This is a genomic window from Rosistilla oblonga, from assembly GCF_007751715.1.
Classification (GTDB): Bacteria; Planctomycetota; Planctomycetia; order Pirellulales; family Pirellulaceae; genus Rosistilla; species Rosistilla oblonga.
In genome coordinates this window covers 1253655-1268419 of the sequence record NZ_CP036292.1, presented here as the reverse complement: position 1 = coordinate 1268419, position 14765 = coordinate 1253655, and the positions used below count along the sequence as shown (strand labels likewise).

Annotated in this window: 12 protein-coding genes; 9 read left to right on the top strand and 3 right to left on the bottom strand. The window is 58.9% G+C overall.

The genetic code is table 11. The features are described 5' to 3' along the window. Positions 1–2: 2 nt before the first annotated feature. The 3 genes from CA51_RS04505 to CA51_RS04495 all read right to left on the bottom strand — a co-directional run bounded on the left by CA51_RS04505 (position 3) and on the right by CA51_RS04495 (position 5250). Positions 3–884 (bottom strand): MotA/TolQ/ExbB proton channel family protein, encoded by an 882-nt coding sequence (locus CA51_RS04505; protein ID WP_417732635.1) that lies wholly within the window; start codon positions 882–884, stop codon positions 3–5. Positions 885–1069: 185 nt separating this feature from the next. Continuing rightward, on the bottom strand, positions 1070–2104 hold the full coding sequence (locus tag CA51_RS04500) for a tetratricopeptide repeat protein (protein WP_145118178.1): 1035 nt from the start codon (positions 2102–2104) through the stop codon (positions 1070–1072). A gap of 92 nt (positions 2105–2196) precedes the next feature. Further along, positions 2197–5250 carry an outer membrane protein assembly factor BamD gene (locus tag CA51_RS04495; protein WP_145118176.1) on the bottom strand — a complete coding sequence of 1018 codons (3054 nt, stop codon included), beginning with the start codon at positions 5248–5250 and terminating at the stop codon, positions 2197–2199. A 276-nt stretch (positions 5251–5526) separates the two neighbouring features. Between CA51_RS04495 and CA51_RS04490 the strand changes: the two genes are divergently transcribed. From CA51_RS04490 to flgC, 9 genes are all read left to right on the top strand, one after another. Next, positions 5527–6711: a hypothetical protein gene (locus tag CA51_RS04490; protein ID WP_145118174.1), complete on the top strand. Its 1185-nt coding sequence runs from the start codon at positions 5527–5529 to the stop codon at positions 6709–6711. Between the two features lie 7 nt (positions 6712–6718). Beyond that, positions 6719–8095, top strand: coding sequence for a hypothetical protein (locus CA51_RS04485; protein ID WP_145118172.1), 1377 nt, complete (start codon positions 6719–6721; stop codon positions 8093–8095). A 294-nt stretch (positions 8096–8389) separates the two neighbouring features. Next, positions 8390–9337: a malate dehydrogenase gene (gene mdh / locus CA51_RS04480; RefSeq protein ID WP_145118171.1), complete on the top strand. Its 948-nt coding sequence runs from the start codon at positions 8390–8392 to the stop codon at positions 9335–9337. Positions 9338–9591: 254 nt separating this feature from the next. Then, positions 9592–10371, top strand: coding sequence for an alpha/beta hydrolase (locus CA51_RS04475; protein ID WP_145118169.1), 780 nt, complete (start codon positions 9592–9594; stop codon positions 10369–10371). Positions 10372–10395: 24 nt separating this feature from the next. Next, positions 10396–12900 (top strand): tol-pal system YbgF family protein, encoded by a 2505-nt coding sequence (locus CA51_RS04470; RefSeq protein WP_145118167.1) that lies wholly within the window; start codon positions 10396–10398, stop codon positions 12898–12900. 46 nt (positions 12901–12946) lie between these two features. Continuing rightward, positions 12947–13405 (top strand): flagellar export chaperone FlgN, encoded by a 459-nt coding sequence (locus CA51_RS04465; RefSeq protein ID WP_145118166.1) that lies wholly within the window; start codon positions 12947–12949, stop codon positions 13403–13405. Positions 13406–13443: 38 nt separating this feature from the next. After that, positions 13444–13848: a histidine kinase gene (locus CA51_RS04460; RefSeq protein ID WP_145118164.1), complete on the top strand. Its 405-nt coding sequence runs from the start codon at positions 13444–13446 to the stop codon at positions 13846–13848. A 26-nt stretch (positions 13849–13874) separates the two neighbouring features. After that, positions 13875–14279, top strand: a complete 405-nt coding sequence (locus CA51_RS04455; protein ID WP_145118162.1) for a flagellar basal body rod protein FlgB — start codon at positions 13875–13877, stop codon at positions 14277–14279. Between the two features lie 21 nt (positions 14280–14300). Then, positions 14301–14723, top strand: coding sequence for a flagellar basal body rod protein FlgC (flgC, locus tag CA51_RS04450; RefSeq protein ID WP_145118160.1), 423 nt, complete (start codon positions 14301–14303; stop codon positions 14721–14723). Positions 14724–14765: the final 42 nt, after the last annotated feature.

Below are 14765 nucleotides of genomic sequence, written 5' to 3'. Positions count from 1 at the left end.
GACTACTTGGCGCCTGGCTTGATATCTTCAAAGCGACTCATCAAGTCTTCGCTGGTCACACCAACTTCCAACAACAATCGCGTCACGCGATTCCGCAGGATGTTGTAGGCAGCGATCGCGGGGATCGCGATCGCCAACCCGACAAGCGTCGTGAACAACGCCGTCGAAATACCACCCGCCAATTCGCTTGGCTTCGGTGTCGAACCGCTTGTCGCGATCACCTGGAACGAACGAATCATACCGTCGACCGTTCCAAACAGTCCGATCATCGGGCTGATGTTTCCGATCAACGCCATGTAGCTCAAACGGTGCTCCAGCTTCATGCTCTCCTCTTCACCAACTTCCTGCATCCCTTCGAGCGCTTTGTTGTAACCCTTGGACAATTTCGCCAACCCAGCCGACAGGACATGCCCCAGGACCGATTCGTCCGAACGCGCCAAGTCGTAGGCTTGCTGAAAGTCTTTGCTGTCGAGCTTCTCTTCGAAACTGTCGACAAGTTCCTGCGGGCACAGCGTATCGCGACGCGCGGTCAACAGGTTCATCACCAACAGCGAGACAAAAGTGAACGAGAGCGCCAAGAAGACCAACAGGTAAGTCAGCCCCAGCGACTGATAAACCCAACCCAACAGACTCTGATCGCTTGCGTCGGGGGCAGCGTCCACAGGCGCGGCGCCTCCGGCTGGAGCGGCGGCTTCGGCAGCTGGTTCGGCGGGAGCTGCGGCGGCCGGTTCGGCTGGCGCGTCGGCGAATTCATCGGCTGCGTCGTCCTGTGCTACCGCGGGCGTGATCAGCGCGAACATCGAGAAGGCCAGGGCGATGAAACACCACCCGAAAAGGCCCAACGCAGGCCGCTTTGCATCGTTCAGATTCGACAATCGGGTCATCAAAGTATCTCCAGCACAGTGTGATTGCATGTGGGGTGGGTTAGTTTGGAAGTGTTATTGTAGACAGCGGAGGTAAATTATCAGCTAAGTTTTTTACCCTCCGCCGGGCGAGCCGAAACCGCATTGAGGTTTTGCGGATCTTAACGGCAAGCAGCATCAGCAGCCTGCCGACGACGCGCCGCGAATCAGTTTCGCCCAGGGTATCGGGTCTGCAAAATCGTACGCGCCTCGTTGGCTCGTTCGGGATGCCCGACCTGTGGCCATAACTGTACCAATTCCGCAAGCGCTTCGGCGTGCGAATCGGGGTCCGAAGGGAACAAAAGGTGGGTTTTCAGATAAGCCAATACAGCTCCCTCGGGATCGCTCTTGGCAGCCAAGCAAGCGCCTTGGGCATTGTACAGCCGACCGAATAGCTCTGCGTCCGCCGCGTCGCTCTCTTCGATCAACTTGTTCAGACTCTCCAAGCCCTTGTCGGGATCTCCCTTTCCAGCCGCGATCGCCGCTTGTCCGGCGAGCGCCAGTTTCTGATAGCGGAGCTGATCGGGCGAACTGACCGAAGCGGAGGTTACCGCGGCGAAAGCCTTGTCGGCCTCGTCGAGCTTCTTCTGTTGCAGGTACGACCAACCGACAAGATACCGCGACTGCAGCTGCAGATTCGCGTCGCTGGATCGAGCCAGGGCACCGTAATATTTGACCGCGTTATCGTAGCTGCCAACGGCCAGCGCCAGATCGCCCAAGGTTTTCGCAGCGTCATAAAAATGGAAGCTGTTTTTGCCGACCGAGGTCACAAAACCGTACATCTCTTTGACCGCAGCGTTTTTGTTTCCCTGCCCGGCCAACGCGACTTGAGCCTGACTGAAGGCGCGATAGAACATCGCATCGGCTTTGATTTCCGCGCGGCTGATCTGAGCCATGTTGATTTGACCAAGCTGTGTCAGCGCCGCTTCATATTGCTCTTGCCGCACCAAACTGCGGCCTTCGGTCAACGGCCCCGGCTCGCGATCGAAGACGACGCGGTCGATCTTGTCGAGCGTAAACTTTCGCTCTGCGCCGCCGACCTGGATCACCACGCCGTCGGGCTGCGTTTGAATGATCGAGCCGCTGACCACGGGCCCTTGGGTTGGGTAGACGCGATCGAGTTGAGCAAACGCGGCGGGAGAAACGTGGATCGAAATCGCGAAAACGCCAACCGCGATCGCTTGGTGCAGGATTCTGTTCATGAGGTTATCGATTCCGGATTCGGATAGTTACGAAAAGTAGTAGCCTGCCAACGGCGATCGCCGCTGACAGATTCGGGTCGGGTTCTGGTGGTCTATTTCGGCAGCCCAGTCACCGGTTTGGCTTGAGCCTTTTGAGCTTGGCGGATCAGTTGGTCGTTGCGTTGGACGTCCTCTGGACCGCCTAGCTCGGGATACAGTTGCAGCGTTCCCAAGATCACCTTCTCCGCTCGTTCGGCGTACTTCGCTTTATCGCTGGCCTCGGGCGATCGCTGGCCTGTCAGGTACATGCACTCGGCGATCCGATAGCGAGCGTCGAAGAAGGTCGCTTCAAACGCAGGTTTCCCCTGAGCCAGTTTGGCCAGTTTTCCCCAGCCCCAGATCGTGTTCTTTCGAGCCGCGTCGGGGCGAGCGCCCGACATCGCGCTGTTCAACGCGTTCTTGACATATTTGGGATTGAAGCCAGGCGAAAGCGCCCACTGTTGGTAGCTGAGGGCGGCTTGAACCTGAGCGTCGATCATGCTGTTCTTCTCTTTCAAGATCTGTTCGAACTGGTTGATCGCCTGCTTGTAGTCACCCAGCATCCGCGAGGTTGTCGCTAGTTCAAACCGGATCTGGCGAACCGCATCGGCGTCGTCGCCCGGTTTATCGAGCAGCGTTTGCAATTCGTTCGCCGCCGCTTCCAACAGCGCCTTCGCTTGCCCAGTCGCCGGCGGCGGAGTGTTCCCCATCGCCGATTCGCCCATCTCCATAAAGGTCTGAGCGACCCAGTGCGTCGTCGCCGGATCGGTCGATTGCTGGCCAACGTTTACCAAAAACAACTTGACCGCATCGATCAGCTTGGCCTTCTCGTTTGGTTTCGCGTTTTCGATCTGTTGGCGAATATCTTTCGCCAGCGAATAATAGATACCGATCAGCTTCTTGCCCGAGTCGGGTTCCGACTCCAGAGCCGTCCGCAGATCGCTCATCATCCCCTTCGCCTTCGGCAACAACTTGTCGCCGTCGCCGCCATCTTTCAACTGACTGACCAACGCTTGCAGCGCGGTCCGATAGGTATCGGGAACAAATCCTTGGCCCGGCGGACTCAGAGCCCCCTCGCCTTTGAGACGATTTAAAGGTCCATAGGTTTCGTTTTCGAGAATGCTGAGCGAGGCTTTGGCATCGTCGTTCTGCAGCTTGGCTTTGGACAGCAGCAGCGCCGACAACAGCGTCGTGTTATCGACGCCCTCGCGTTGCACCAACTGCAACCCAGCCTCCAGTTGCTGCATGCTGCGTTCTAACGTAGCCGCCGCTTTTTCGGTCTGCTGCTCTTTGACTTGCTGCTGGTATTCGTTCCACAGAAACTGACCTAACAGATTCTGAAACTTGGCCCGTGCCGGAGAATCGCTGGGCAGTTTGACAAGGTACTTCTCCGCATCATCCCAACGCTTGTCCAGCATCGAGATCTGCACCAACAGATTCGCCGCCGATGCCGAATTAGGATCCTCGGGCCATTTCTCCGACAGGAAAACTGCCAGCGGTTCGATCTTACGCATCAAAGCAGCTTGTCGCGATTCATCCGCCGCCTGCAGCATCGATTGATAAGCATTTAAGGCGACCAAACCGCACTGCAACGCCAACGCATCGGTCGGGAAACGGCGGGCGACAAATTCGCCAACAACCGCAGCTTCCCAGTATCGCTCGCGTTGCGATTCGAGCCAGGCGAGAAAGAACCGCCCCTGATTGATCGTTTCCTGCGTGTCTTCGCCAGTCGTCAGCGACAGCCCCTGTTGGATGATGCTCGACGCGACCTGATAGCGATTCTCGACGTCGGCTTGCGCATCGGCCAACTGTTTTTTCAGTTCGTCGACGTTATCGCCACCGCGAGCGATCTCTTGTTTTAAGACTTCGATCGGGAGCGCCGACAGCTTGGCGGCTTCGACCAATTCGCGGCAGCTGGCCAATGCTTCGGCGTACGACTTGGGAGCCTCCACCGGCGCGGCCGATTCCTCGGCAACCTCGACTCCGATGTCGCCCAACAACTGTCGAGCTTCGTCGAGATGTGGGCCCGGCACCTTGGTCGCAGCAACCAACAGCGAGCGGGCGGTGCTTTTCGTTTTCCGCGCGTCGGCCGGTTTCTGATCCGCCGCCGATGCTACGTAAGCTTTGGCCAAAGCGGTTCGCAAAACCTGCCACTCGGGCAACGAGCGTTCATTGGGACGCAAGCCGCCCAACCAGGGAGCCCCCAATGCAATCGCCTCTTTAACTTTCGGCGGGTCGTTGGACATCAAGATGTCGACCGCGCGAGCTGCCGCTTCGGTCTTGGCTGGACGGAGCGCTTCGACGTCGGGCTGACGGAGCGTATTTTCATAAGCGATCAACGCCGCGGCGGAATCCCCTTTCTTCTCTTGCACCCGGCCGATGAAGAAGGCGGCCTGCGCGCCGGGCAACAGCGAACTGTACTTTTCGGCTAGCTCTTTGTATTTGGCCAGAGCTGCGTCGTAGCGTTTGACGCGTTCGGGGGAATCTTTTGGAAAGGTGTCGCCAGCGCGTTCGCGGACATCGCCACCCAACAGATTCGCTCCCAAGAACTCACCGCGATAACGCTCTCGCAGCGCCAACGCCGCGGAATCGCTGGGGTCGATCTTATTGCCTTGCATATCCTTCAGCTTGCCCCGCAGGTCTTCGACGATCTGGTCGAACACCTGCGCTGCGGCGTCCAACGAACCGCGAGCCGCATCGCGTTGGGCATCGTCGATATCCTTCCGTTCCAACAGCACCACTGCACGCGTCAGCAACAGTTTGCCCAACTGCATCCGGGCTTCGGCGACGCGAGGATGATCCTTCTGTTGATCGATAAACGAACGCAACGCCGCTTCGGCTTTGAGGAAGTTGTCGTCGCGGACCGCGGGAACGCGCGTCGAACCGGCGATCTCGAGATAGGTCTGGGCGCGTTCCAACTGCAGCGACGAACGGATCTCATCCGAAGCAGGGGCCCCTTTTTCGATCCGATCCAAATAGATCAACGCCATATCGTAATAGCGGTTCGCTCGCAGTTGTTTCAGATACATCTCCGCCGGTTCGCCGCCGGAGAGGTGCAGCGGAAGTGCGAACAGAGCAAGTCCAATCGCGAGCAGCCCCGTCGGGACCATCTTGGTTTGGTAGATCATTCGAACCCTGAATTCAATCAGCTTGGAGGGGCGGTTGGCATGGGAGATGCCGGTGTTGGAAAAGGTACGTTGGAGCTATTTTGGTAGCATGATGACTGGAATCCGCGGCGCGCCCCTTAACCTAAAAACTAGGGCGGACTCCACTCCCGTAACACTACCACACGGTAAGGCTCCCGCGTCAGTTCAATATAAAGAGCCTCCCCGGGCTTACAACAGCCAACCGCCGGTATACCGGGAAACGTATAATGTATTGTATCTCATATACCGAACATCCCAATGAAAATCCGTAGTTCATTGACTGAGCGGACGCTGTATCGCCAGCGAACCGACAAGTCGACAGCTCGATCCAACGGTCGCAGGCTGACCACGCTGACACTGGCTCTCGTCCTGGTGCTGCTGCTGATGCAGCAAGCTGGCGATCCCGAAGTCTACCGCAAGATTTTTGCGCGGCTGGGAGTTCCGATCACTACTCCGGCAGGAATTGAAATTCCCAGCCAGCCGGATTTCCTTCCGGTCGCAGCAGCAAAAACCGCTGCGGCAGCTGACTTCACGAAACTGATAGCTCAGCTGAACGACGAGGACCGCGATCGTTTGACTCGCCGCCTGGCAGCGATTCGGCATCGCGATCCGGCGGCGATGGCGGAGCCTGACGAACAGCAAACCGCTCTGGCGGCGACGGTCGCCAGCGCCGCTCGCGAGTCGGGTTTTGCCGATCCGACTCGTTTTGACGCCGCGCTGCTCGACGCCGATGCCACCGAACCCGAACTCGAACAATTGCGACTCGGTCTGCAGAGCGCGTTGGATGCCACCTACTTCGACACGATCGAAGATGGCACCGTCTGGAACCAAGGGGATTTCAAAGCCTTCTATCGCTCGCTGGAACGAATCGCCGACGAGGATCGATTATCCGATGATCCGGTTTATGTCGGTGTCGTTCCGCTGATCGAACAATCGGTCAGTTATCGCGGGCGGCATGTGCGGATGTATGGCCAGGCGGTCCAAGCATCGCGAATCGATGCCAAACCCAATCCGTTTCAAATCGAAGACTATTGGATGGTCTGGCTGCGACCGATCGATGGATCGGAACGACCGATCGTCGTCTACAGCCCCAGCGTCCCGCCGCAGATCGCCGCTTTAAAAGGTACGGGCGTCGACGAATCGGGACCGATGGTCGACATCGACGGGATCTTCTTGAAACGCTACTTGTATCGTTCGGTCGGCGGTTACGAACAGGCGCCGCTATTGGTCGCCCGAATCGAACCGGCATCCCAAGCCGCCGCCGCAAGCAGCGAACCGCCGCCGCGATCGGGAATTGCGATCGCCTTCGCCGCCGCAGCGATGATCGCCGCCGCCGCGACCGGCCTGTGGTACTGGAGCTTTCGCCGCAGCCAGCGCCGCGATCACCTGCTGCGTCAAAAGCGAACTCAACCCGACCTCAAGCTCTTCGATGAACTGGATTGATCCGACGATGAGAACCTCTATCGCCCTGCTGCCGATTTCGTTCGCCCTGGTCATCGGGCTCGGTCATTCCGCCGCTGGGCAAGCGGCTGACGAACCTGCAGACCAAGGGATCCCCGGCGTTTCGGAAACCGATCTGCAAGCGGTCCGCCAGTGGTGGAAAGCGCAGGAGACGACCAGCGAAGTCCCCGCCGAAGCGGCTCGCGTGCTGTGGCGGATCGCGCGGATGAGCGATCGACAGCTCGACGAACGGTTGGCGCAAACCGCCGCGCTGCCTCCCAATCTCCCGCACGCGATCGACCTGCAGGGGGAAGCCGTTGCGGCACAGCGGATTCCGATTCCCGAGCGGCTCGCCGAATCGCTGGACTTCGATGCGATGTGGCTTGTCAAAGCCGTCGTCGATGAAGAGCAGATCGGCATCCTCTGCCGCCAGATCCCCGACCAGTGGAAGACCGCCGCGACGTTGAGTCAGCCGCTGCGGGCCCGCGGGTTTCAGATCGCCAGCCCCAGCCAGACCGCGCCGGGGCTGATCGCTTGCCGCAGCGTGCAGTGGTTCCCCACCCAGTCCGACCCGAACATGCCCCTTCCCGCCGGCTGGTTGATGCTCAGCCGAGCCGGTTTCGACGTCGGCCAGATCGGCTTGATCCAACGCCACAACCGATCGGCGCTCTCGTCGGCCGAATCGAATGCCTTTTACGAATTCCTCAAAGCCGCCTCGCGAGCGGCCGACGACGACACCGCGGCAAAACCGATTCGCCCGCAGGTCTTGCTGAACCCTACCGAGTCGAAAAAGTTGATCGGCCAGTTCATTCGCGTGCGATTGGAAACGGCGCGGATCCAACAGATCGTCGCCCCTTCGCTGCAGCAACAGATCGGCCAGGATCATTACTGGGAGATCGATGCGTTTGGCGATCTGGACAACGCCGAAGTCAGGATCCAACCGAAGGATGGCGGCGAACCGATCGCGTTCGGCAACCGCTATCCGGTCACCCTGGCGATGCTCGACCTGCCACCATTCCTGAACGACCTGGTCAGCGAAAACGGCCGCGTCACCAAGGCGATGCTGATGCATAAAGCGATGATCGACGTCGACGGATTCTTCTATCGATTGTGGACCTACGAAACCGACTTCGTCAGCAGCAAAGGAGGCGACCGGCAGATCGGACCGTTGATCGCCGCGACCACGATCAGCATCAAGCCAGCCGGAACGGCCAAGGCCAGCCTCGCCCGAATCGGTTGGATGATCGCGATCGTCTTCCTGGCGGGACTGCTTGCCACAATCGCCTATCTCACCAAAGCGGCTCGAACCGATCGCCAGATGCGAGCCAAGCGGGATCGCATGCTCCCCGATGTCATCCCCAACCTCGACGACGACCGGCAGTCTTGATCGGGCATGGACTGAACCGTTCGCGCGGTGCGATTGCTCTGCTGCAGGCACCGCGCGATTGCTAGCAATTGCAGGCCTCGCAAAATATTGGCGGCGAGAGCCCGATCGCGCTGCGCCCCCCCGCGTCGAAAGCCAAGGATCCTTGCGGTCGCAGGCTGAAAACTGCGGTGGCAAATGGCTTTCTGCTGTGCCGTGCCACACATTCGCAACGCGCGGTATAATCGGCGGCCAACGGACAAACGGCCCCTTGGGGCTACTGATATTGAATCCTCTTACCCCTTCAGAAAGTTAGTCATGAAAAGAGCTAAAATTACGATCATCGGAGCCGGAAACGTCGGCGCCACCTGTGCCCATTGGTGTGCTGCGGCCGAACTGGGCGATATCGTTTTGCTCGATATTCCCGCCGCCGAAGACATGCCCAAGGGGAAGGCCTTGGACCTGATGCAAGCTTCGCCCATCATGGGATTCGATAGCAATCTCGTCGGCACCACCAGCTACGAAGATTCGCGCGACAGCGACGTGATCGTCGTCACCGCAGGCATTCCACGGAAGCCGGGAATGAGCCGCGACGATCTGTTGGCGACCAACGCCAAGATCGTTTCGAGCGTTGGCGAACAGATCAAAGCGACCAGCCCCAACGCGGTTGTGATCGTCGTCAGCAATCCGTTGGACGCGATGGTTCAACAGATGTTGAAGGTCACCGGTTTCGCCCCCAACAAGGTCGTTGGCCAAGCTGGCGTATTGGACACCGCACGTTATCGCGCGTTCCTGGCGATGGAATTGGGTGTCAGCGTCGAAGACATCAGCGCGATGCTGATGGGCGGCCACGGCGACACGATGGTCCCAATCCCCAGCTGCACCAGCGTCGGCGGCATCCCCGTGACTCAATTGCTATCGCAACAACGACTCGACGAAATCGTCGACCGGACTCGCAAGGGCGGTGCCGAAATCGTTTCGCTGCTGAAGACCGGCAGCGCCTACTACGCTCCCGCAGCAGCTTGCACCCAGATGGTCGAAGCGATCGTCAAAGACAAGAAACGCCTGATCCCCTGCGCTGCCTATTGTGACACAGAATACGGTGTTGGCGGGTTCTACGTTGGCGTGCCATGCGTGCTGGGTACCGACGGCGTAGAAAAAATCGTCGAACTGAAACTTACCGACGAAGAAAAATCGAACTTCCAAAAGAGCGTCGAAGCAGTGAAGAGCTTGGTCGCAACGATGGACGGTCTCCTGTCGGCGTAAGCTGTCTAACAAGCTGTCTTTTGACTAGCGAGACCCTATGCCAATCGGCCCTCGTGTGGCCAGGTAGATCACGATGTTAAACGCCCATTCTTGTGTTGTCCCCGACGACTCGGGGACAACCAAGAGTGGTGATTTGATATCTAATCTTAGTGTTGACAGATACACGAAGGAAATCTAAAACGTTTCGATTCTCGCGAGCAGAATGGCTCTCCCCCAGGCCTTTCCTTTTCTCGGTCCCCAGGACATCTTCGATTATGAACCGTCTTTGGTCAGAAAACGCTTCGGCGAGTGGCAGCTTCTCATGGGCCAACAATCCTCAGTCGCATTCCTCGGCGACGCTTGAAAGCTGTGGCAGGTCTTCCTTTTTCCTCCCCGTACAATACGAATCCAACTACCAGTACCCGCTGGTGATTTGGCTCCACAACGAAGGGAGCGACCAAACGCAGATGTCCAGCGTGGTCCCTTCGATCAGCATGCAAAACTACATCGGTGTCGGCGTTCGAGCGCCGCGTGCTACCGATTCGATGGGACACGGCTTCTCCTGGCTGCAAAGCGAAGCCGGAATTGCGATCACCGAACAAACGCTGTTCGATGCGATCGAACTTGCTAGTTCGCGATACAGCATCAATCGCGACCGCGTCTGCTTAGTCGGTTATCGCGAAGGTGGCACGATGGCTCTGCGGACCGCGCTGCGTCACCCGACTGCGTTTGCCGGCGCGATCTCTTTGGGCGGACGCTTTCCGACCGGATCGCGGCCGTTGGCAAACCTCGAGGCGGCTCGCAATCTGCCGATGATGATCGCGCTTGGAACCGACGAATCGGGTTACCCGACCAACGACCTGTGCCGCGATTTGCGACACCTGCACGCCGCCCGGATCGGGTTGGATCTGCGGCAATACGATGTCGCCAACGAACTGCATCCGCAGATTTTGAGCGATGTCAACGAATGGATTATGGGGCAGGTCACCGGCGTCGATACGTTGCACACAGCAACGATGTGCGACACCGAACCTGTTGAGTTTTCCGCGAACTAAACAGCTCTTTAGCCAGGCCTTTCATTGGACGAAACAACGGCCGACGACAAAGCAAATGCCCCGCGGGCGACCCCTTGGAAGCTAGCCAGCATCGCCGTGCTAGCTGTCGTCGCTCTGGGTACCTTCGCGACGCTCTTTGCCACCTATGCGCAGCGGACGTCGGTGAACGTCGACGCCACGCTCAAACTGGCTCAAGAAGAATACAACGAAGGCCGCTGGAAGGTCGTCAACTCGCTTACCCAATCGCTGATCGCCAGTCCCGACTGGACCGAGGAACAGCGACAAATGCACGCATTTCTCGATGCGGCCAGCGCCGTTCAACAAGCCTTTGAAGAACCCGAACTCGATGCGCTCCGCGTTCAGCTGAGCCTCGTGATCGACAAACTCAAACACGCTGAACTGATTGGGTTTCCCGAGATCTACGCCCGCGACGGGACCTTGTTGCTGGGGCACGCGAAATATCGCACCGGTGATTTCACGGGAGCCGCGATTGCATTCGAACAGGGGATCCAAAACCGCGTCGACGCGCAACGCCGATTTCTGCAGCCGCTAGCCGATGCGCAACTGCGGTCTCCCGAATACGCCCCCGCCGCTGCGCTCGCCACGATCGACAAGTATCTGACGCTGCAGACGATCGACGGTATCGAACGCGCCGAAGGCAACCTGCTTCGCGCCCGAATCCTTCGCGAACAAAGCGAATGGGACGCAGCGCTCGCCGCCACGCGCCAGGCGGCAACCGAACCGAGCGTCGATGCGAAAGCTCGACTCGAATCGACAAAGATCCAACTCGGCCTGGCCGCCGATATGATCCGCGACCGCCGCCGGATCTCCCCCAAAGCCACGATCTCTCCCGAGGCGAGGCAGATCATCGACGACGCGTTGGAGGAATTGATCGAAATCGCCCGGACCGCCGATGAACGCTTGGGACTCGACGCGATGCTGGTCGCCGGCCAAGCGCAACGTCTGCTGGGCGAATACGACAAGGCCTTGGGATTGCTTGGTGCGGTCCGTCAGAACCACGTCGATCCTGCGGTTTCGCTGGCTGGAGCGATCGAGGAACTCGAGATCCTCGCCGACCACGGCACGGCGCAAGAGTGCATCGGCACGTCGACCTATCTAGCCCGCGACCTCGGCGATCCGACCGGCTTCGACCCGCGGCTGATTTCGCTGGAAGAGTTCCGACGCCGGTTGAGTCTGGTGGTCGACAACTTGCGACAGCAGCAACGATTTGAAACCGCGATCGATGTGACGCAAGAACTGCGACCGATCTTCGAACCCGCCGATACGTTGCGGATGGAAGCGGCCAGTTATGCCGCCTGGGGCGAAAACGTGCTGGCGGAGAACCTTCGCCCCGATGCGACCGCTGATCGAGCAACGCTCGAACGCTCCAAACAGCTTCATGCGATGGCGGGCAAGGCGTACGCCAAAGCGGCAGAGCTGTGGTTTACGTCGCCGCAGTACCCCGATCTTTTGTGGGACGCGATCGAGCAATACGACCTCGCCCACCTCTACCAGCCCTGCCTGGATCTGCTGGAATCCTACCTCAAATATCAGCAGCGCGACCAACTGCCTCGCGGCCTGATCCTGCAAGCCAAAGCGTTGTTGGCGTTGAAGGATTACGCCGCGGCGATGCAGACCTGCGACGCCTGTATCGTTGAGTTTCCACGCGACAGCCTCTCTTATGAAGCCCGACTGCTGGCCGCAGCAGCCGCTCGCGAACTGGGAGATTCCAGCGCCGCACAAGCTTACCTGGAAGCCAACCTGCAAGACGGCCTGCTGGCTCCCGACAGTATCGCCTGGCGAGATTCGCTGATTGCATTAAGCGAACTGCTGTACGCCGATGCGATCGCAACACACTTCGTTCTAACGACGCCGAAGCCGAACCAGGCAACACCACCGATCGAAGAACTGGCTTCACAGTATCGCGAGAACCAGCAGGTGTTCGACACCGCGATCCGTCGACTCGAAGAGGTGAACACGCGGTACCCCGGACTACGCGAAGCGCGACGCGCTGTTTATCTGGCCGCGCAGGCTCATCGCTACGCTGCCGATTGGCCTAAACTGCGGGCGGAGATGGCCGACACGCTCGATTCGAGTCGACGCGAACAAAACCTGATCCACTCAAACCATTTGGCTGCCGCTGCGGAGACCTATCGTCGCCTGCGGTCGGATCTCAACAGCGTCAACGACGACGGAGCGCTCAGCGATTTAGAGCAGGGGATGCTGCGGAACTGCTACCTAGGCGAAGCCGATGCGCTGCTGGGACTGCGAAGGTACGAAGATGCCATCACCGCCTACAGCGCCACGATCAATCGATTCATCAACGAACCGATCGCGTTGGAAGCGTTGGTACAGCAATCGCGATGCTTCGAGGCGTTGGATCGCCAGGCCGACGTGCAACGGATCCTGAAACAAGCCCAACAGATCCTCGATCGAATTCCGCCGGAATACGACGACCGATTTGCACAGACGACGCGTTACGATCGCGCCGGTTGGTCGCAATTTCTACAGTGGCTGCTGAACAGTTGATCGCGACGCCCGACTTTCCTCTCCCTCCTAAATAACGACGCCATCGATGACCTCGCACTCTCCCGCCGAAGCCGCCCTGCGTTTGAGCCAACTGGTCGACGATAAATTCCGGCTGCTGGGCGTGCTGATCGAGAAGGGGAAACAGCAGCAGCAACAGATCACCGCGGGAGACGCTACGGCATTGCTGCAATTGCTAGCGGAGAAGCAGACGCTGATCGAGGAACTGCAGCGATTGCAAGACGAGATCGCGGCACTGCAATCGCGCGGCGACCTCGCGTGGGCTTCGCCCGAGGCCCGCGCTCGCTGCCAGAGCGTCGCGGGGCAGTGCAACGCCTTGGGCCAATTGGTGCTGGAACTCGAAGCGACGTGCGAGCGGCATGCGACGACGCAGCGCGACGCGATGGCAAAACAAATCCACGATTTTTCGAACTTTAACTCAAGATCTTCCGATTCCTACTCACTTGACGACGAGACTCGCCTTGCTGAGTTCGACGAATCTTCGTAATCAAGCTTCTTGGATTCCCAATGCAAGGAGCAGAAGCGATGCCCAAGTTTCGAAAAGTGCCAGCGTGCTTGGCCGATGTCGTCCACCAAGTGATCAGTGATCTCGACCTGGAAGAACGCTTTCGCGTCGAGGTTGACATTCCCAACAACATCCCGCTGCCGGCCCCGGTCCGACCACTTGCGGAAATCGTTTCCGCGTTGGCTGAACAAGCGACCGCGTCGATGGAAGCTGGCGGCGAAGTAGCCTTCATCGGTTGGGAATCGCCCGATGCATGCGAACTGGAAATCGCCGACTCCGGACGTGGCCTGCTCGAACGCCCCTGCGATCTGCCAGCGGCGATGCAGATGACCGGTGCCGAACTCAGCTGGCAGAACTGCCCGCAGGGCGGCGCTGCGGTTACGGTGCGATTTGCCAAACAGCAGATCAGTCGCCAAGCGGCTTAGCGTCCTGCGATGCTGAAGGGGTTCCGATGCTGAACATCTTTAATCAAACGGCGCTGCCCGCGTTGGAACAGAGTGCGATCTTCGCACAACGGCGGCACAACGTGCTGGCGGGCAACATGGCTAACATCGACACGCCCGGCTACCAAGCTCGCGACCTGTCGACCGATGAGTTCCAAACGGCGCTATCCGAAGCGATCGAAGCGACCCGCAATCCGTCTCCCGGATACAATTCCGGCGACGCCGCGGATATCGATCCGATGGACGGCCCGCGACGCGCGATGGAGAACCTGCTGTACCACGATGGCAGCGAAATTAACCTGGAACGCCAGGTCACCGAAATTGCCAAAAACCAAAACCTCCACAACACGGCGATCGCGTTGATGAAGAACCAGTTCGAAACCTTGCGTGTTGCGATCAGCGAACGCGTTTAGAACCGAAAGAGAGGCAGATAAATGATCTCCGCTTTAGACATCAGCACCAGCGCCCTGGTTGCACAACGCGTGCGACTGAACACGATCTCGGGCAACATCGCCAACATGTCGTCGCTCAAAGACGAAAACGGCAACGCCACGCCCTACAAAGGTCGCAGCGTCGTGTTCCAGACCGACGAATCGGTTTCGACCAATCCCGGCGTCTCGGGCGTTAAAGTCGATTCGATCGAGATCAGCGACGCCGAACCGATCTACCGCTATCAACCGCAACATCCACTGGCGATCAAAGAAGGCAAATACCAAGGTTACGTCGCTTATCCCAACATCGACATGACCACGCAGATGGTCGACGCGTTGGAAGCGACGCGATCGTACGAAGCAAATATCGGGGTGATGGAAATCACCAAGAACCTGGGACGCGAGAGCCTCTCGATCATCGCATAACATCTAACGCAACCGGTGCCGCGCTGTGTGAGCCAGCATTCC